General features: G+C 66.3%; 19 protein-coding genes. 3 read left to right on the top strand and 16 right to left on the bottom strand.

What is annotated here, in order from left to right; all coding sequences use genetic code 11:
- Positions 1 to 66: 66 nt before the first annotated feature.
- A protein-coding gene (locus LG334_RS06400; protein WP_404379525.1) for an IS3 family transposase occupies positions 67 to 1,250 on the top strand; the annotation gives its coding sequence in 2 pieces (ribosomal slippage) (positions 67 to 343 and positions 343 to 1,250; 1,185 coding nt in all).
- Positions 1,251 to 1,287: 37 nt separating this feature from the next.
- Here the strand turns inward: LG334_RS06400 and LG334_RS06395 are convergent.
- From LG334_RS06395 to LG334_RS06385, 3 genes are all read right to left on the bottom strand, one after another.
- Positions 1,288 to 1,689: a recombinase family protein gene (locus LG334_RS06395; RefSeq protein ID WP_404384392.1), complete on the bottom strand. Its 402-nt coding sequence runs from the start codon at positions 1,687 to 1,689 to the stop codon at positions 1,288 to 1,290.
- A 292-nt stretch (positions 1,690 to 1,981) separates the two neighbouring features.
- The gene (locus tag LG334_RS06390) at positions 1,982 to 2,443 is read right to left on the bottom strand and encodes a transposase (RefSeq protein WP_404379504.1); all 462 of its coding nucleotides are present in this window, start codon (positions 2,441 to 2,443) and stop codon (positions 1,982 to 1,984) included.
- A 176-nt stretch (positions 2,444 to 2,619) separates the two neighbouring features.
- Complete coding sequence (locus tag LG334_RS06385) at positions 2,620 to 2,844, bottom strand: DUF5372 family protein (RefSeq protein ID WP_404379502.1); 225 nt, start codon at positions 2,842 to 2,844, stop codon at positions 2,620 to 2,622.
- Between the two features lie 146 nt (positions 2,845 to 2,990).
- Between LG334_RS06385 and LG334_RS06380 the strand changes: the two genes are divergently transcribed.
- Together LG334_RS06380 and tnpC are read left to right on the top strand one after the other, a co-directional pair.
- Positions 2,991 to 3,086 carry a hypothetical protein gene (locus LG334_RS06380; RefSeq protein ID WP_404379501.1) on the top strand — a complete coding sequence of 32 codons (96 nt, stop codon included), beginning with the start codon at positions 2,991 to 2,993 and terminating at the stop codon, positions 3,084 to 3,086.
- A gap of 60 nt (positions 3,087 to 3,146) precedes the next feature.
- A complete protein-coding gene (gene tnpC / locus LG334_RS06375; protein ID WP_404381160.1) occupies positions 3,147 to 4,742 on the top strand; it encodes an IS66 family transposase in 1,596 nt (531 codons plus the stop codon).
- A gap of 3 nt (positions 4,743 to 4,745) precedes the next feature.
- On the opposite strand, the gene LG334_RS06370 is transcribed toward tnpC, so the two are convergent.
- The 13 genes from LG334_RS06370 to LG334_RS06310 all read right to left on the bottom strand — a co-directional run bounded on the left by LG334_RS06370 (position 4,746) and on the right by LG334_RS06310 (position 18,117).
- Positions 4,746 to 5,261, bottom strand: a complete 516-nt coding sequence (locus LG334_RS06370) for a DUF499 domain-containing protein (protein ID WP_404384390.1) — start codon at positions 5,259 to 5,261, stop codon at positions 4,746 to 4,748.
- A gap of 781 nt (positions 5,262 to 6,042) precedes the next feature.
- Entirely contained in the window at positions 6,043 to 6,480 is a 438-nt protein-coding gene (locus LG334_RS06365; protein WP_404384388.1) for a hypothetical protein, read from the bottom strand.
- Positions 6,481 to 6,586: 106 nt separating this feature from the next.
- Positions 6,587 to 8,029, bottom strand: coding sequence for a hypothetical protein (locus tag LG334_RS06360; protein WP_404384386.1), 1,443 nt, complete (start codon positions 8,027 to 8,029; stop codon positions 6,587 to 6,589).
- Positions 8,026 to 9,798: a tyrosine-type recombinase/integrase gene (locus LG334_RS06355; protein ID WP_404384384.1), complete on the bottom strand. Its 1,773-nt coding sequence runs from the start codon at positions 9,796 to 9,798 to the stop codon at positions 8,026 to 8,028. The genes LG334_RS06360 and LG334_RS06355 overlap by 4 nt, the downstream gene beginning before the upstream one ends.
- A 94-nt stretch (positions 9,799 to 9,892) precedes the next feature.
- Entirely contained in the window at positions 9,893 to 10,075 is a 183-nt protein-coding gene (locus LG334_RS06350) for a helix-turn-helix domain-containing protein (protein WP_404384382.1), read from the bottom strand.
- Positions 10,076 to 10,620: 545 nt separating this feature from the next.
- Positions 10,621 to 11,451 carry an IS21-like element helper ATPase IstB gene (istB, locus tag LG334_RS06345; RefSeq protein ID WP_404379162.1) on the bottom strand — a complete coding sequence of 277 codons (831 nt, stop codon included), beginning with the start codon at positions 11,449 to 11,451 and terminating at the stop codon, positions 10,621 to 10,623.
- Positions 11,448 to 12,914, bottom strand: coding sequence for an IS21 family transposase (istA, locus tag LG334_RS06340; protein ID WP_404379163.1), 1,467 nt, complete (start codon positions 12,912 to 12,914; stop codon positions 11,448 to 11,450). The genes istB and istA overlap by 4 nt, the downstream gene beginning before the upstream one ends.
- 234 nt (positions 12,915 to 13,148) lie before the next feature.
- Complete coding sequence (locus LG334_RS06335; RefSeq protein WP_404384380.1) at positions 13,149 to 13,586, bottom strand: c-type cytochrome; 438 nt, start codon at positions 13,584 to 13,586, stop codon at positions 13,149 to 13,151.
- The gene (locus LG334_RS06330) at positions 13,586 to 14,347 is read right to left on the bottom strand and encodes a DsbA family protein (RefSeq protein ID WP_404384378.1); all 762 of its coding nucleotides are present in this window, start codon (positions 14,345 to 14,347) and stop codon (positions 13,586 to 13,588) included. Before LG334_RS06330 ends, LG334_RS06335 begins: the two co-directional genes overlap by 1 nt.
- 17 nt (positions 14,348 to 14,364) lie before the next feature.
- Positions 14,365 to 15,108 carry a cytochrome c biogenesis CcdA family protein gene (locus LG334_RS06325; protein ID WP_404381682.1) on the bottom strand — a complete coding sequence of 248 codons (744 nt, stop codon included), beginning with the start codon at positions 15,106 to 15,108 and terminating at the stop codon, positions 14,365 to 14,367.
- Positions 15,108 to 15,776, bottom strand: a complete 669-nt coding sequence (locus tag LG334_RS06320; protein ID WP_404381680.1) for a tetratricopeptide repeat protein — start codon at positions 15,774 to 15,776, stop codon at positions 15,108 to 15,110. Before LG334_RS06320 ends, LG334_RS06325 begins: the two co-directional genes overlap by 1 nt.
- Complete coding sequence (locus tag LG334_RS06315) at positions 15,773 to 16,201, bottom strand: cytochrome c-type biogenesis protein (RefSeq protein WP_404381678.1); 429 nt, start codon at positions 16,199 to 16,201, stop codon at positions 15,773 to 15,775. The genes LG334_RS06320 and LG334_RS06315 overlap by 4 nt, the downstream gene beginning before the upstream one ends.
- Positions 16,198 to 18,117, bottom strand: a complete 1,920-nt coding sequence (locus LG334_RS06310) for a heme lyase CcmF/NrfE family subunit (RefSeq protein ID WP_404381676.1) — start codon at positions 18,115 to 18,117, stop codon at positions 16,198 to 16,200. Before LG334_RS06310 ends, LG334_RS06315 begins: the two co-directional genes overlap by 4 nt.
- Positions 18,118 to 18,249 lie beyond the last annotated feature (132 nt).

The raw sequence follows: 18,249 nt of genomic DNA, 5'->3' as shown, positions 1-18,249 counted from the left end.
CCCAAGAATCTGGACAGGTCGGTAAGCTCTGGGTTTTGCTCCTGGGGCGAGACAGGAGAAGACCGCATGAGCAAGAATCGTCGCAACCACAGCGCCTCCTTCAAGGCGAAGGTGGCGATGGAGGCGCTGTCCGGCGAGAAGACGGTGGCCGAGCTGAGCGCGAAGTACGACGTCCACCCGACGATGATCAACGCCTGGAAACGTACGCTGCGGGACCAAGCGGCCACGGCATTCGAGAAGGGCCCATCGAAGGCCGACAAGGACAAGGAGGCGCTGGTCGATGAGCTGTACAAGCAGATCGGCCAGTTGAAGGTCGAAAATGATTTTTTGGCCGTCAGGCTCAAGCGCTGAAGCGGGTGGAGCGCCGAGCCATGATCGACATTTCCCACCCCACGCTGAGCCTTACACGGCAATGCCGCCTGGTCGGCATCAGCCGGTCGTCGCTGTACTACCGTCCGGTGAACGACGACACGCCGAAGAACACCGAGGACCGGATGCTGATGGCGGCCATCGACCGCCACTTCCTGGATATGCCCTACTTGGGCAGCCGTCGCATGGCCGCCCTCCTGCGCCGCGAGGGCTGGTCCGTCGGCCGCAAACGGGTGCGACGCCTGATGCGGCTGATGGGCGTTCAAGCCGTCTATCGCCGGCCGCGGACCACGGTGCCGCACCCCGAGCACCGGGTCTATCCCTACCTGCTGCGCACGCTGGTCATCGACCGGCCGAACCAGGTGTGGGCTGCCGACATCACATACATTCCGATGCGTCGCGGCTTCCTGTACCTGGTCGCCATCATGGACTGGCACAGCCGCAAGGTGCTGTCGTGGCGGTTGTCCAACACCATGGACGCCGATTTCTGCGTCGCGGCGCTGGAACAGGCCCTGGAAACCTACGGCCCGCCCGAGATATTCAATAGCGACCAGGGCAGCCAGTTCACCAGCCTCGCCTTCACTGGGACGCTGAAGGCGGCGGGCGTGCGCATCAGCATGGACGGCAAGGGCCGCTGCATGGACAACATCTTCATTGAGCGCCTGTGGCGCAGCCTGAAGTACGAGGAGGTCTACCTGAAGGCCTACACCACTGGCAGCGAGGCCAAGGCCGGCATCGGCGCCTGGGTGCAAACCTACAACGAGCGGCGCCCGCACCAGGCCCTGGCCTATGCCACCCCCGATGAGGTTTACTGGCGAGGCCTGCCGGGCTCCGGGCTACGCTCCCGCTCCGCCCTCCGCCCGGCAGGCCTCGCCGCCTGACCGCGACTACCCACCAACCAAGCCCCAGGAGCAGAGCTTACAGAGCGCGCTGATCTGCCCGAACAACCGGGACCACTTCAAGGATCAGGGTATCGGCGAGGGCGCAGATCTCCAGCAAGCGCTGCCAGTCGGCGTTGTTGCGCGCCAGACGGGAGACTTCCAGGCCCATCACGATCCCGGCGCGGCCCATGCCGACGTCGCTGACCAGTCGCTGGAAGCCCTCTCGCCACGCCGCCGATGCGCCGGATTCGCCCTGGTCATTGTCGATGACGATGATTTGCTCGTCGCGCCAGCCGAGAGCCACGGCGCGCCCACGAAGTCCGTACTGCCGTTTGGCGCTCTCGGCGTTCTCGACCACTTGCCGCATCGAGGACTGGCGGATGTACAGGTAGGCACCGCGTTTGAGGTGCGAAGGCTGGACCTTGATGTGGGCGTTCATGACGATCTCCGATCGTGGATGCTTCCGACGATTGATGCGAGGACGTGAACGGCAACGTTGTGCCCGCGCCGCGCCGGGACGGCGAGTGACGAAGCGTAGACTGGCTCTTGAGGGGAACTTGCGGCTGCGGTCAGAGCGCGGGCCCATCCCCACATACCGCGGCGCAGGAAGAGCGCGAGGCCGCTACGGGCGTCGATCGGCAGCGCCTCGCCGAGAGCTGCTCCGCGAAGCAGCTCGTACCGGGTTGCAATGGCCGATGGCAGGGCCGATCCCGCTGCCGTCGTTGCGCCCGTCAGGCGCGAGTTTTTTTTAGAACGCGCTCGATTGTTCTGGGATGGAGCTCGATGCCAAGTTCCTGGTGTACGAGCTTTGCCAGTTCCCGGGCGCGGACGGGCTCGCCTGGGATAAGCCTCGCCCGCAGGAACGCGAGGACTTCGTCGTCGATCTTGTGGGGGCCGCGTGGGCCGGGTTTCGCCGGCACCAGTCCGGCAATTCCGCCGTTGTCGAAGTTGGCCTTGGCTTGGTAATAGGTCGGCCGCGAAAAGCCGTACTCGTTCGAAGCCTCGGTTACCGACACGCCGTCGGTGGAGACGCGACGGAGCATCTCGTACTTGACCTGGACAGCGTCGTGCGGGTCGAAGAACTCGCTGTCGCGAAACTTCGGATCGCGCACCTTCTCGGGCGTCGCATTGAAGGTGCCCTCCTCGATGAGGGCCTCGGCCTTCGAGCGCTTGCTGTCGTACTTCGCAGGCATCGACGAATCCGAGGACGAGAGGTAGAGAAGGTGTAACGGTATTTATACCGCGTTCCGCATACAGGTCAAGCTTCTCACCGCCGTACCCACGTCCGCTACACGCGGAAGAAGGGAAATAAGAACCTTCAAAGCTCTGTCGCGGCGTAATTCGCTTTACATGTGCGGCGTAATTGACCTTACACATTGCGGCCCCCACGGTCGACCAATCTGCTGGAAAGGCGCTCCACCACGTCGGCGAGAGCAATCAAGTCCGTCACCCGCAATGGCGTGCGGCCGTCGCCGACAACCACCTCGGGATCCGGGCTCGAAAGATCGGTCCACTGCGGCGGAACCGACCAGACCGAGCCATCTTCCGCCTGAAGCAGCAGGCGTTCGCCGAGCCGGTTGAAGCGCCGGCCCACGCATGGCAACCATCGCTCCCTCAGAGGATGGAACGGGTGCGTGACCTGGACTAACTGGTGCGCTGCGACGGTAGGGGTCGCATTCTCCACGGAGGTACAAGCGGCTGGAGAAGGGACGCTTCGTCTGGCCCTCGGCGGAGGGCGGCGTGGCGGCGCTGACGCCGGCCCAGTTGAGCATGCTGATCGAGGGCATCGACTGGCGCATGCCGACGCGGACATGGCGGCCGGAGACAGCCGGCTGACGAGCCCCGGAAGGCGCCGAAATCCTTGGTTTTTAGGGCTTCTGCGGCTAGAATCCGGCCATGCCTTCCGCACCGTCTTCCCAGCTTCCCGACGACGTCGAGGCCCTGCGGGCGATCATCGCCGCGCAGGCCGAGGAACTGGCCGCGGCCAGGGCCGGCCTGACCGCCAAGGCGCTGGAAGTCGAGAAGCTGAAGGTGCAACTCGCCCGCCTGCGGCGGATGACGTTCGGGCGATCGTCGGAGAAGCTGTCCCGCGAGATCGAACAGCTCGAACTGGCCCTGGAGGACCTGGAGGCCGAAGCGGCCGAAGCGGCCGAAGCAGAGGATGAAGCGCCGCCGGAGCCGACCGAGGCCGACGCCCCGGACCAGCCTGCCGCGCGCCGTCGCCGCGCCCTACCGGAGCATCTGCCGCGCGACGAGGTCCGTCATGATCCCGCCGACGACTGCCCGGCCTGCGGCGGCGCCATGCACACGGTGGGCGAGGACGTGACCGAGATCCTCGACTACGTGCCCGGCCGTTTCCGGGTGATCCGCCATGTCCGTCCGGCGCTGTCGTGCCGGACGTGCGAGAGCATGGTGCAGACGCCGATGCCGTCCCTGCCGGTGGCGCGCGGCCTGCCGTCGCCGGCCCTGCTGTCGCATGTCCTGGTGTCGAAATACTGCGACCACCTGCCGCTGTACCGCCAGAGCCAGATCTACGCCCGCGAGGGCGTGACGCTGCCCCGGGCGCTGCTGGCGGGCTGGGTCGGCAGGACGGCCGCCCTGGTGGCGCCGCTGGTCGAGGCGATTGGCCGCCACGTGCGCGCCGGCGACGCCTTGCACGCCGACGACACGCCGGTGCCGGTGCTCAGCCCGGGCGCCGGCAAGACCCGGCAGGCGCGACAATGGGTCTATCTGCGCGACGAACGTCCCCATGCCGGCCCGGCGCCGCCGGCCGTGCTTTACCGCTACACGCCCGACCGCAAGGGCATCCATCCGCAGACCGAGTTGCAGGGCTTTCGCGGCCTTCTGCACGCCGACGGCTATGCCGGTTTCAACAAGCTGTACGAGCCGGGAGAGGACGGCGTCGCGTCCGTGCAGGAGGTGGCATGCTGGGCCCATGTGCGGCGCAAGATCCACGACGTTCATGCGGCGACCGGATCACCCATCGCCGCCCGGGCCCTGGAGCTGATCGGCGCGCTGTTCGACGTGGAGCGCCGGATCTCCGGGCGTCCAGCCGACGAGCGCCTGCGCGTGCGCCAGGCGGAGAGCCTGCCCCGGCTGGAGGCGGTGAAGACCTTCTTCGACACCAGCCTCCGCAAGCTGCCGGGCAAAAGCGAGCTGGCGGCCGCAATGCGCTACGCCCTGACGCGCTGGCCAGCGCTGACCCGCTATGCAGGCGACGGCCGCTGCGAGATCAGCAACAATGCCGCTGAGCGGGCCATCCGCCCGCTGGCCCTGGGCCGGAAAAACTACCTCTTCGCCGGCTCCGACGCCGGCGGCCGCCGGGCGGCGGCCATCTACACGCTGGTCGAGACCGCGCGGCTGAACGGCCTCGACCCGCAGGCCTACCTCACCACGGTGCTGGCTCGCATCGCCGACCATCCGATCAACCGGATCGACGACCTGCTGCCGTGGAACATCGGGCAGCCGCAGGACGACCAGAAGGCTGCCTGACCGTCAACAGGCGGCCGCCGCAGCCGCTGGAAGACGCTTACGTCCCGCGCTGCCAGGAAGACCTTTCTGCTGCACCTTGCGAAGATAGATCGACAGTTCATCCAACAGGATGAGCGCCGGCTCGCCGCCAAACAGTTCCCGCAGGGTTTCGGCGCCAGGGGCAGCTCCAGCCTCATCGCTCTTTCGAACTCTCTCGTAGCCCTCGCGTCCTGCCAGCGCATACGCGAGATCGCCCCATGGCGTGAATACCCGGATGCCGTCCGCCACTTGGCGGCCGTTGAACGGGTCGGCGTTCTCTCCGTCAAAGGCGGCGACGCGGGTGGACGGGGACGGGATCAAGGCTGAATCAAGGAATTCAGACGCATTAGCGACACCCTGCATGCCCCGCGCAGCGTGGGAAAGCGCGATAAGAGCATGTGTCTTGCCGCCACCGTAGTTGGTGTCGAGACGGAAGATCGGCGCGATGCTGCCGGTGCCGCCGGCCAGCCGCGAGCACACGCTCTTCAAAAGAGTCTTCAACCTGTAGGGTGTGTCCGAGCAAAGAACTCGGCAGGATCCGTGTACTCCTTGGGCGCCGAGCCACGGAGAACCGCGGCAAGGTCGGCAGCAAACTCCGCTTCAGTCACTGTGCCTTCAAGCACATCCCGTCTCGGCACGCACACGTCATACAGCGGTGGCAGCACCATGAACCTCTCCCGTTGCGAGCGCATCAATCCGCGCAGCATCATGCAACCTGTCGGGTCCATAGTTCCAGTTCGAAATTAGAAAGTTACGTCTGCTGGCTTGAGATCGGGCCCGGCGCAGCAAGTTGCAGCGAACGTGCTAGTAGACCCATTGTTCGACGTCGAACAACGTTCCGCCGACCTCCGCCGCGACGCCGGCATGTTCAACTGCTCATCAGGCCGTTCTCGCTGTCGCTGATGGATATCGGCGCAGATCGTCATGCTGTGCCGTCGACGAAGCCAGCAAAGCCAGCGACCTCCTTAGCGTTGATTAACTTCAGAGCCGTCGCGGGATTTGAAATCTGCACGGCTTCGGTGCAGACGCCATGCCTGGACCGTCGCGAGGGAAATGCTGGGAGCCACCGAAATTGCCCCGACATCAAGCCGGCATTTATCGCCGAGCGGGATCGTTACCGTAAACATGAACCTACATCCTTTGCTGTGAATGGCTGCATGACTCGCGAGCCAGATCTGCTTGAACACTTCTGGCCGCAAAAGGCGGCCAGAAGTGCAAACTGTTCGCCAACGCCAACTTCGTTCCTTAGCCGGCCGCGGCTGGAGTGATCGTCGGTAGAACGTCAACAGACGGCGCTTGCCTGCTTCGGCGAAAACCCGATCACCAACGAGGGCCCGACTGGTGTCGGACCCTCGACAACGGCCGCGTCCCAGCCCTCGTTCCGGAGTTGCTCTCGCCATGGCCACACCGCAACGCCCAGTGGGTCGACCGGAAAGTCGTCTGGATCGGCGCCGTCAGTCGGAGGCATCATCTGGCTCCAGTACCGCGGGTGCTTCAGCCCGCGCCGCTCGGCGACGGTTCCGGCGATGATGTGCCGGATGGCCTCGAACACGCGGAACGGCACAGGCATGCCCTGTGGCGTTGCGCAGAGCGTCCAGACCGTTCGCCGCGCGACCAGTTGCAGATCGACGCTGTTGAGCGGGCGCCACGGCCCGCAGGTGATCGCCTCGAGGGGCAGGTCGACAGTGCGCACTGTCGTCGTCTTGATAGCACGCTGCATTGCAGTCATCCTCGGTTCGGGCAGCAGCCGATCTGCCGCCGCACCGGCACGGGCGGCAGATCGGCCACAAGAGTTGAAAACCGAGCGGGAAAGCTCCGCAGGCGCCCTATCGCGACCGCCTGGACAACTGCATGGGGATCATGGTGTCGACGACCTTGGCGAGTGCTTTTGATGCCGCCACGGTCTCTGCATGGCCGTAGTGCTCGTCCAGGACCCGCTCACTGTGTCCGAGGACCTTTGCCGCCGGGCGGACCGCTTCGGGACTGATCCTTTGCGCCTGCGTAGCAATGCAGTCACGGAAAAGGTGCGGCGAGACGCGCCGCCCCAATCGGGCAAGGGTGATGTCACCGACTCTCTGACTGATCGCGGCCCGGGTCATGCCGAAGCCGTCGCGGGCCGTCCACAGGGCGTCATCGCGCGGCCCCAGCAGCGGGCGATAGATGTTCACATACTCCCAGAAAGCACGCTCGAACTTGGCAGGCCATGCCGCCGACCAGCGGCTGCCGTTCTTCGTGGTCGCGAAAGTGACCCTTACGGTCTCGTCCTGCGTTTCCACAGTCTTTCCCAAGTACATATCACTGATGTTCCGGAGGCGATTGCCCATGAAGGCGAGGTATCCGATCAACAGTCCATCCCGGAACCGGATGGCGTCCCTTGCGCCGCCGATACCACCGCGCGCCTCCGCCATCGTCTCTTCAGCGAGCGATATCAGATCCGGAACGGAAACGATTCGTTCTGCTTTGTTGCGACGCGCCTTCGCCGCGACCTTCAGTGCTTTTGCAAAGCCCTGAAGCCATGCCCAGTCTTCCTGCGGAGCGATGACGACCCTCATGAGAAGGGCAATCTCATCGGTGTACATCGCGATGGTGTGGTCACTGAGCCCGCGGGATTCGAGGCTGCCGATGTAGGCGTCAACGTTGGCTCGAGTGACCTCAAGTGGACGCTTCTCGTCCCTGAGAAACTTGAGGTAGGCATTCGCTCCTCGGACGATCCGCGCGCGAAAGTCGGAGCTCCACTTACGGGGCTCCAGCCTGCGATCCTCTTTGCGCTGGCTACCGGCCGTCACGGAAGTTGTACCGCCCCCGCCGCCACGATAAATGGTGCGCAGTCGCTGGCGCCGCGCATCGCGGTCGGGTTTAAGGTGTGCAAGCTGCCAAGCGGCGTTCCATTCCGCAGGCCAATCCACCGGAACCGGCTTCTGGGCGGGCTTTGGAGCAGCCTTTCGCTTGCGCGCCCGAAGCTGGTCGACAAGCCACGCCCACTCCTCGTCCGGCCAGAGAATCCTGACGGCGTAGCTCGCGTCGACCATGTACGTCCTGACGGTAGACGACGCATAACGGGCGGCGAGCCAAGCGGAAAACTCCTGCCAGTCATCGGCAGAGGGAGGCGATAGCGTCATGCTGAGGAGCAACTCCGCCGCCCGGAGATATCGCTCCCGCGTCTGACGGCTGAAGTTCTGCGCCCGCTCGCTCTCGCGCCAACGATCTTGCAGTTCCGGAGGCCAGGCCGCAAATGCCCGGCGTATGGGACTTGTTTCTCTGGCTTTCATCGCCTCCTCCTGCGCTTCACATCATCCGCTTGGTCAAAGTCGCTAAGAGCGTTTTGAAGTTCCTGGGCAGCGTATTCTACCTCAAACTCGGCATAGTATTCGGTGCTTTCACTTCCGTGGCGGTGCCCGAGGAGCCCTTGTACAGTCCGATGTCCTCCGGGATTGCTGCGGAGCAGGATGGTGGACATCAGGTGCCGATAGAAGTGTGTCGTCACCTCAAGGCCGAGGAGACGCCTGATGGTCCGGGGAAGTCGCCGTGACAGGCTGACCAGCGGAGCCGTATTTGTGCGGCCACCAAACAGAAAGGAGTTCCCCTTGTCCTTGACGAGCACTGGGCGGTAATGGCGAAGGAAAATCTTGAGGAGAGCCATCTTCTCCGGGCTGAGCTCCGCCATGATTGACCGCTTGTTCTTGACTTCGTGTCCCTCGAAGTACAATACGCCGGGGCCGTTTCGCTTGACCGGCATGATGATGTGTCGCTTGAGGTCGATCGTCTTCAGGTTCTGGGACCGGACAGGCAGGGTGCACAGGATGAGGTGTGCAACAGCGACTTCGGCAAGCCGCGCCTTCGCCTCGGTGACAGGACGCCCCGCCCTGCGGGCGCGCTCGAGATCCTCGAACTGCCGGTACGGCCACAGGATGAAGGACTGGAGCACGTGTTTGTCATTGAACTGCGCCAAGCGGCGCCGGTTTGCCGCGGTCATGCATCCGGTCTGGACGCCGGTCGCCTCCTTGAAGTCGGCGATGATCTCGGAAAACTCTTCCTCGTCAGCACCGGTAAGCAGACCCAACCGCCTTCTGATGCTTTTCAAGCTTTTACAGAAGGTTATCTGGCGCTCGCTGGGAGCGATACCGCGGGATGCCAGCCATTCCAGGAGGATATCTGCCCCGTAGGGCGAGGCGATCGCTGGCAAGCTGACATGCTCGGCATCACAGGGGTCAACCTTGGTGAGCGCGGTGAACGCTTGCTGTACGGCTTCTTTCAGTTTGTTCAGGGTCGAAGCTCGAAGGGGCTGAAGGTCGTCAACAGCTTTCGGAGCCGATGGGCTCGGTTGATCGAGAAGATAACGGCTCCGGAGTTTATCCCGGCTCGATCGTCTGCACTTGCGCCGGTTCATCTCTTCTTTTTCGAACCGCGCCCACTCAGCAGCAATCGTCGGCGACAGCGGCACGCAGACCCGCCGGGCCGGTATCGGCTTGGCAACAGGGGGATAAGGCCACGCCGGTACGGCAGCGGCCGCGCGGTTCCATGCGTCGCGGATCTTCTTGACCGCCGTCTCCGGATCCGCGGAAACGCGCCGGTCGCACCGCGCCTTGGCGGCCGCCAGTGCTTCGAACGTCGAGGCGTCGACGTCATTGGGATCGATTGCGGCGTCGGCGCAAAACCGAGCGAGCTGCGCCACCCGCCCTTTCATCCAGGTGCCGTCGACCATCGCAATCGCCGCTTTCCAGCGCTCCGGGATCGCCGTCGGTTCAACACCATGTTCGGCCCGTCCGCAGCCGCGCCGCACCGCCCAGCGGACGGTGCTCATGACGTTGTTGAACCGCCCCCGTGTCACACCGAGGCGGGCGTGGTGCAGGGTTTTCGTGGCGTTGCGGAACCAGCCTCCGTGGCAACGCACAGCCTCCATCGGCACGTCGACCCAGCGGCAGAACGTCCGGATGTCGCTCAGGACCCGGCGGCGGACGTCGGGCGCCAGTGTTTCATCTTGTTCGGCCGTGCGGTAGATGTCGGCCAGCGTGGGATAATCTCGAAACATCTCGGTCATGGGGGGGATCTCCGGTCTCTCGAGCGCCCGCGCGGGGCATCTGCCCCGCCCGCGCGGGCGCTCATCGGCTGTGGAGACCGCGGGATGCACCCGGTCATCTCGAGCGCTGCCGCAAGAAGAGGTGGAGGTCCGACTGGCGGATCCGCACGAGCCGGCCGATACGGATTGCCCGCAAACCGTTCGGTTGCGCTATCCAATACCGTACCGTCCGCTCGCCCACCCGACAGCGTTCGGCGACTTCTGCTATTGTGAGAAAATCTTCAGCTGACTTGATCACGTGAAGGCTCCTTTTGGTCTTCACGTAACCTTCTATGGCGACTTAGAAAGTAAAGACCGTAGCGGATACGGCAGACATGTTTTCCTTCTCCGGGCATGGTGTTGCAGGCGCGGAGAGCCGCCTTCCGGTGCATGGCCGTCGTGACGGCGCGACCATGCAGCGAGCGGCATCGTGCGGCAGCGTGCGGCACCAGCGGAAAATCGTGAGCGGCCGCCATCATCACCCCGTGCGGGTGAAGGCGCCCCTGAATCACGACATCAGATAACCCTCTGCTTTTGCATATTTTTTCCGATGATATCCGGGATGAACTTGCCCCTACTTGAGAGTGACATTCAGCATCAGTTTGAGCTGGGTTACAGGCCGGCGTCACGCGCTACTGCGAGCGCGCTGCCTCTCTGTTTCTCTTTCTTTATTTGGGATAGTTTCTTACTTTTCTGTGACAGGCGTGTAGCGCGACAATTAGGAAGGCCGGTGGGCGTCAACTACGATGGCCGGTCGCCGTGATGGGATGACGATGGTGGCGCCGCGCAGCGGCGCCGGCAAGTCTAATTGTCGCCGGTCTCCGATGTAGTTGTCGCCGGGCGACAATTATCCGCGTCGGTAGTTGTCGCGGATGGTGCGGCGTCCCTGCCGACCGCGGTTCGGCGCCGGTAGCTCTCGACGTTCAACTCGAAGATCGTGGCGTGGTGGACCAGCCTGTCGATGGCGGCGATGGTCATGGCCTTGTCAGGAAAGATCCGGTCCCACTGGCCGAACGGCTGGTTGGCCGTGATCAAGAGCGACCGTCGCTCGTAGCGGGCGGCGATCAACTCGAACAGGACGCTGGTCTCGGCCTGGCTCTTTTCGACGTAGGACAGGTCGTCGAGGATCAGCAGGTCGTACTTGTCCAGCTTGTCGATGGCGCTCGCCAGGGCGAGGTCCTGCCGGGCCGTCTGGAGGCGCTGGACGAGATCGGTCGTCCTGGTGAACAGGACGCGGAACCCGTTGTCGATGAGCGTGTGGCCGAGGGCGGCGCTGAGGTGGGTCTTCCCGCCGCCGGGCGGACCGAAGAACAGCAGGTTCTTGCCCTGGTCCAGCCAGCCGTCGCCGGCAGCGAGCGCCATGACGTGGGCCTTGCTGACCATCGGCACCGCCGAGAAGTCGAAGGTGTCGAGGGTCTTGCCCGAAGGCAGCCTGGCCGCCACGAGGTGCCGCTGGATGCGCCGGCGCTCCCGTTCCGCGAGTTCGAGTTCAGCCAGCGTCGCCAGGAAACGGCTGGCGGGCCAGCCTTCCATGTCGGCGCGCTCGGCGAATTCCTCCCAGAACTGCTTGATGGTCGGCAGCCGCAACTCGGTGAGGAGCAGCGGCAGCTTGGCGATGTCAACCGAGATGCTCATCGGCCGGCTCCCGCGACGAGGATGTCGTAATCCGATGCCGACGGCAGCGCCACCGTCACGTTCGGGATCGTGCCGCCGCTAACCGGGAAGGTCATCCGCAGAAGGGCCAGGTCGGGAAGCCGTCCGTGGTCGAGATCCTCGCCCAGTCGCCGTGCCAGATCCGCCTCGCAGCCGGCGTCGTGCGCCAGGGCCAGTAGGCCGACCATGGTCCGGCAGGCGACGCGCGGGTCCATGGAGGCCATCATGGCATCCCAGGCCCGCCGGTATTCGGTCCGGGGGAACAGGTGGTCCCGGTAGACCAGGTTCTGGAAGGCCTGGGGCTTGCGTCGCAAGCTGTGGATGACGTGGCGGTAGTTGACGACGTAGCCATGGCCGTTGCCGGAGGGCGCGCGACCGCGTGGCAGGGTCAGAACGGGGGTGCCGCCGAGGAAGCCTTCAAGCCGGTCGTCGTGGATGCGCAGGCGGAGATGGTGGCCGATGAACTGCGACGGCGCCGTGTAAAAGACCCGGCGCAGGACGAAGCCGCCGGCGCTGGTCACCAGCACCCGGGCCTCTTCGTAATCCATCGTCCGGCGCGGCGGCAGGCTGCGGAGAACCGGCTTCTCGACGGCCAGCATCTCGCGGCGACGGGCATTGGCCCGCCCCACCACCTCGGCGACGAAGCGGCGGTAGGCCTCCAGATCAGGGAAGTCCCGGCTCCCGCGCAGCAGAAGGGCCTGGTCGAGAGCCCTCTTGAGGTGGCCGTTCCGGCTCTCGATAGCGCCGTTCTCGTGGGCGACGCCGCGGTTGTTGCGGCTCGCGACCATGCCGTAGTGGTCACAGAGACCTTGATGACGCTCCGTCATGTCCCGGGCGGCCTCCTTGTCGAGGTTCCGGAAGGCAGCCGACAGGCTGTCGGTGCGATGTTCGGCCGGGACACCGCCGAGGGACCACAGGGCGTTCTGGAGACCGGCGGCCAAGGCGATGAAGCTCTCGCCGCCCAGCACCACCTCGGCGTACTCCCAGCCCGAGTAGGCCAGGGTGAAATGGTAGAGCCGGTGCGCGAGCGGCGCCCCGTTGATGATCACCGCCAGCTCGGCGGCATCGGTGAAGTCCGACAAGGCCATCCGGCCGGGCGGGTTGGCCTGGCGAAAGATGACCTCCTTCTCCGGCCCCTTCAGCGCGCGCCATTCCCGAATCCGGCGCTCCAGGGTCCGCCGGCGCGACGGCCAATTCTGATCCGGATAGCGCCGCTCCAGCTCCTCGAAGATGGTGACCGCCTTCAGGCCGGGCGCGCCCTCCAGCATCGGCAGGATGTCCGTCTCCCAGACGTCCTCCAGCGGATCCTCGCGGGTGCGCCAGTGGCGATGATCCCGTTTCTGGGAAGGAAGGCGCGGGTCCCGGTCGATCCGCCGGGCCGTCCTCTCGCTGAACCCGGCCTTCGCGGCCGCGACTCGCTGCGTGTGTTGTCCTCGGTGCTTCATGTAGAGTTTCACCTGATGGTCCGTGATGTGGGTTCCAGGCACCGGCGGTCTCTTCTTGGTCGTTGAGAACCGCCAGTGTCTCCCATCACGGCCGTCGGCGGGGTCTATGAAGACCGCGCACCGCAGGGGGCGACCTCCGGCCGGGCTACGCCCGCCCTACGGTCACCCCCTGCGGCCATCGTAATTGTCGGCAGAGCGGCCATCCTGGTTGTCGCTGGGCAGACAGGCGCCTGCTTACATGCGATGCGGCCGGTAGGTGATGCCGTTCTCCTGCTGCACCTCGCGGATGAAGGCGATGATGTCCTTCACCTCACGCTCGGAGACCTGCGGCTGTGGCGGCATGTCGCCGAAGGACCAGTGGTGGCGCGGCACCCCTTGCGCCGCCGCGCGGATGAAGGCCGCGTCGGCGTGGTGGCCGGGGTTGTAGATGTCGTGGATCAGCGGCGGCCCCTGGTCGGTGCCGGCTCCATTCGCCCCATGACAGGCGGCGCAGTTCTCGTCGAAGCTCAACTGCCCGCGCGCGGCGGCGGCGGTCAGCGAGGACGGCATCTCGACGGCGGCGACGGCTTCGGAGCCGCCGCCGTCCGTCATCTTGCCGATGATCACCGCCACTCCGCCCACAAGGAATAGAGCCACGGCCAGCGCCGGCAGGTTGTCGAGCAGCTTGCGCATCAGTTGGAGGCTCCCTTCTTGGCGGTCTTCTCGCGGACGTCCGCGACGGCCTTCTCCAGCGTCGCCAGGTCGACGGCGCCGGGGATCAGGCGTTCGCCGATCACGAAGGCCGGCGTGCCGGTGATGCCGAGGTCCTGGGCGAGCGCGCGGTTGCGGCTGATGATGCGGTCGATCTCCCCGCTCTGGGCGGCCATGTCGCCACGCAACCGGTCGACGTCCAGCCCCACCTCGCGGGCGATGGTCATGACGGCCTCCTCGGTGAAATCGCCGCCATGATCCATGAGCCGGTCGCTGAAAGGCTGGTAGAGGCCCTGCTCGCGCGAGGCCAGGGCCGCCCGCGCGGCGAACAGCGAGTCGGGGCCGAGGATCGGGAACTCCTTGGAGACGTAGCGGATGTTGCCGTCGCCCTTCAGCAGCTCCTGGACGATGGGCTCCACCCGTTTGCAGTACGGGCAGCGGTAGTCGAAGAACTCCACCACCGTCACGTCGCCGTCAGGGTTGCCGGTGACAGGATCGTCCGGATTGCGGAAGATCTCTTCCGCCCGCTCCGTCAGGACGCGTTGCTTGGCAACCTCGGCCTCGGCCTTCTGTTTTGCCTGGAACAGCGTCAGGGCCTCCACGACCAGTTCCGGCTCGCGGCGCAGGAGGTCGCGGACGACGGCCTCCATTTCCGCTTTGTCGTCGGTAGCGGGTTCGGCCAGGGCCGCCGGGACGGGGGCAAGGACGGTCAGCAGTGTCAGCAGCGCGGCGGTGCGTCGCATGGAAGGTCTCCGAAGGGTCAGATGACGAGATCGCCGAGGCCGGGGAAGGTGACGAGCAGCCATGTGCCCAGGCGGTTGATGGTGCCGGTCATCATGCCGATCCCGGCGAGGATGAGGATGATGCCCGCCGTGCGGTGCAGCAGCGCCCCGGCCTTCCGCAGCCGGCGCAGGCGCGCCACCAGGGCATCGGTGAACACGGCGACCAGCAGGAAGGGGATGGCGAGGCCGAGCGCATAGACGGACAAGAGCGTGACGCCGGTCTTCACGTCGGCAGCGACGGCCCCGGCGGCCAGGATGCTGCCGAGGATGGGGCCGATGCAGGGCGTCCAGCCGAAGCCGAAGGCCATGCCCATGAGCCCCGCGCCGGCCGGCCCGCCACCGGACGGCATTGCCGGCACCCGCCACTCACGCATCAGCCAGCCCAGCCGCAGGAGCCCCGCCATGTGCACGCCGAACAGGGCGACAAGGCCACCGGCGAGAAGGTTCGCCTCGAACCGGTAGGCGCGCAGAAGCTGGCCGAGTGCCGTCGCGCTGGCGCCGAGCGCGATGAACACGATGGAAAACCCGGCAACGAAGGCGAGGCCGTACCCCAGCATCGCCAGCCGCCCGGCACCGCCGCTTCCGTCCGGTCCCGCCGACGTTGCCGAGCGTCCGGCCATCATGGAGACGTAACCCGGCACCAGCGGCAGCACGCAGGGCGACAGGAACGACACGACGCCAGCGACAAAGACGACGCCGAGCCCGATGCTGGCCGGCTCCATCACCCCGCCTCCTTCCCGGCCCGCAATCTGGCGATGTTGTCGAGCAACGCCGCCCGCCACGGCACGTCCGCGGCCGTGTCCTCCGCCAGGGCCTCCCACACCGACAGTGCCTCATCCGCGTGCCCCGCCTGGGCATGCGTAAGGCCGTCGAACAGCCGCGCCCTCGGGTTGGCAGGATCGGAGGCAAGGACGATTTTGAACAGCCGAGCGGCGGGCGGTGTCACAAGGCCGTCCTCCGACCGCACCAGCGCCTCGGCATGGGCGAGCGCCATGGTGGGATCATCCGGCGACAGGTCGTGTGCCTTGCCGAAGGCCTCTGCCGCCTCGGCATAGGCTCCGAGGCGCCAGTAGCCGTCGGCGACCATGCTCCACGCGCGCGGGTCCGTTTCCTTTTGCGCCGCGACAGCGGCCAGCTTGTCGACAGCGGCGCGCACTTTCGCCACCTGTCGGGCCTGCTCAAGCTCCGGCCCTCGGGCGGAGAGCGGCAGGTCGGGGCGGCCGGGCTGGCCCATGCCGGCATAGAGGACAATGGCAACCACCGGCACTGCGACGGCCGCGATGACACCAGCGATGGCCGCCCGGTCAAAGGGTCCACGCCGCAACGGCAGCAGGATCATGCCCAGGACGAAGACGGCGAGAAGCCCCGCCGGAAGCCAGAACGGGATCATGACGGGGTCTCCTCGGTCTTGCGCCCGGCCGACCGCACGGCGACCCAGGCTCCGGCGCCGGCGGCGCCCGCCAACAGGATGGGCGCGGCCCACAGCAGGATGGTCGTGCCCTTCACGGGCGGGGTCAGCAGGACGTAATCGCCATACCGATCGACGACGAAAGCGATCACCTCGTCGTCGGAATCACCCGCCACCAGCCGCTCGCGCACCAGGATGCGCAGGTCACGAGCGAGGTCGGCCTCGCTGTCGTCGATGGACTGGTTCTGGCAGACGAGACAACGCAGGTTCTTGCTGATGTCGCGGGCGCGGGTCTCAAGCACCGGGTTCTCCAGGCGCTCGTCGGGCAGCACCGCCCAGGCCGGACCCGGCGCCGACAGGGCCAGTGCGAGCGCCAGTAGCGCCGGTTTCAGAGCGGGACGTGTCATGCGGTCCTCCGAGGGCGGACGGTGGCCTTGGACAGGCGGTCGCCAAGCGCGATCAGACCGCCCAGCAGCATGAGCGCCGAGCCGATCCACAGGCCGTTGACGAAAGGTTTCCAGTACAGGCGCACCACCCGCCCCTCGCCGCTGGTATCGCCGAGGGCGGCATAGAGGTCACCGACGAGGGTCGAACGGATGGCGGCTTCCGTGGTGGGCTGGCCGCGCGCGACGTAGGTGCGCTTTTCCGGCCGCAGGGTGCCGAGGTCGGCACCGTCCTTCGCCACCGCCAGAACGCCCTGCACCGCCGTGTAATCGGGGCCGCTGACGTCGCTCAGGCCCGACATGGTCACCTTATGGCCGGCGAAGGGCAGCGTCTCGCCCGGCGCCATGACGCGGACGGTCTCGATCTGCCAGATCGACGCGATGGTGATGGCGGCGACCACGATGCCGACGCCCGAGTGCGCCAGCGTCATGCCCCAGGCGCCGGCCGTCAGCGACTTCAGCTTGCGGCGGGCCAGCGGCGCCAGGGTCGCGGCCAGGATGAAGCCGGCGAGGCCCAGGCCGATGGCGGCCAGGACGCCCTCCCCGGCCGGAGCAAGCACCCAGCCGCTCGCCGCCGCGACACCGGTAACGACCGCCGCCGGACGCAAATCGCGGGCGAGGCTCTTGCCGCCGCCGCGCTTCCACGCCAGCAGCGGGACGACCGCCATCAGCAGGACCACCGCACCCAGCATGGGCAGCACCGCCATGTTGAAGAAGGGCGCGCCGACGGAGATTTTCCCCAGGCCCAGGACATCGATGAACAGCGGGTAGAGTGTGCCTACCAACACCGTCCCGGTGGCCGCGCCCAGGAGCGCGTTGCCAAAGATGACGCCGCCCTCCCGCGAGGCCGGGGCGAAGACAGCGGCGGTGCGCAGGCCTGGTGCCCGCAGGCCGAACAGCAGCAGCGAGCCGCCGACGGTCAAGGCCAGCAGGACCAGTATGAACAGGCCCCGTGACGGGCTGCTGGCGAAGGCGTGGACGCTCGTCAGCACGCCGGACCGCACCAGGAAGGTGCCCAGCAGGCTCAGGCTGAAGGTGACGATCGCCAGGAAGACCGTCCACGACCGCAGGGCATCCCGCTTGGCGAGGATGACGACCGCGTGCAGCAGCGCCGTCCCCGTGAGCCACGGCATGAAGGAGGCATTCTCCACCGGATCCCAAAACCACCAGCCGCCCCAGCCCAGCTCGTAGTAGGCCCACCAGGAGCCGAGCGCGATGCCCACCGTCAGGAAGGCCCAGGCGAGCAGCACCCAGGGGTGCACCCAACGGGCCCAGTCGCGGTCGATACGGCGCTCCACCAATCCGGCCAGGGCGAAGGAGAAGGCCACCGAGAAGCCGACATAGCCGAGGTAGAGGAACGGTGGATGCAGAGCAAGGCCGGGATCCTGGAGGATCGGGTTCAGTCCGTTGCCCTCCAGCGGCGGCCGGCCGAGGCGCGTGAACGGATTGGACGTCAGCAGGATGAAGAACAGGAAGCCCGTCGACACCATGCCCTGGATGCCCAGCACCGTCGCCTTGAAGCGCGGCGGCACGTCCCGCCCGGTCAGGGCGACGGCGCCGGTGAAGACGGCCAGCACCAGGGCCCAAAGCAGCATGGAGCCCTCGTGGTTCCCCCAGACGCCCGACATCTTGTAGAACAGCGGCTTGGCGGTGTGGGAGTTCTCGGCGACGTTCAGCACCGAGAAATCCGACGTCACATAGGCGTTCACCAGCGCGGCGAAGGCCGTCCCCACCAGGATCAGCACGCCCACGCCCGCCGGCGGCGCCATGGCAACAAGACGGCCGCTGCCGACCACGACGCCCGACAGCGGCACAACGGCGAGGAACACCGACAGAATGGCGGCCAGCGCCAGCGCGAAGTGGCCGAGTTCCGTAATCATGGCGTCCGGTCCTCTGGAATTGGTCCTGTGGCGGACCTTAGAGGCCGAACATTGCCGAAGTTTGTCGGTGCCCCCGGGGAATGTGTGACAGGATGTTACGGATCATCCGCCGGCGCACTTACGCGGGCGGGC

The organism is Caenispirillum salinarum (genome assembly GCF_044803115.1).
GTDB lineage: Bacteria > Pseudomonadota > Alphaproteobacteria > Rhodospirillales > Rhodospirillaceae > Caenispirillum > Caenispirillum salinarum_A.
Note: the sequence above shows the minus strand (reverse complement) of the source record. Positions and strands in the feature narration are given on the sequence as shown.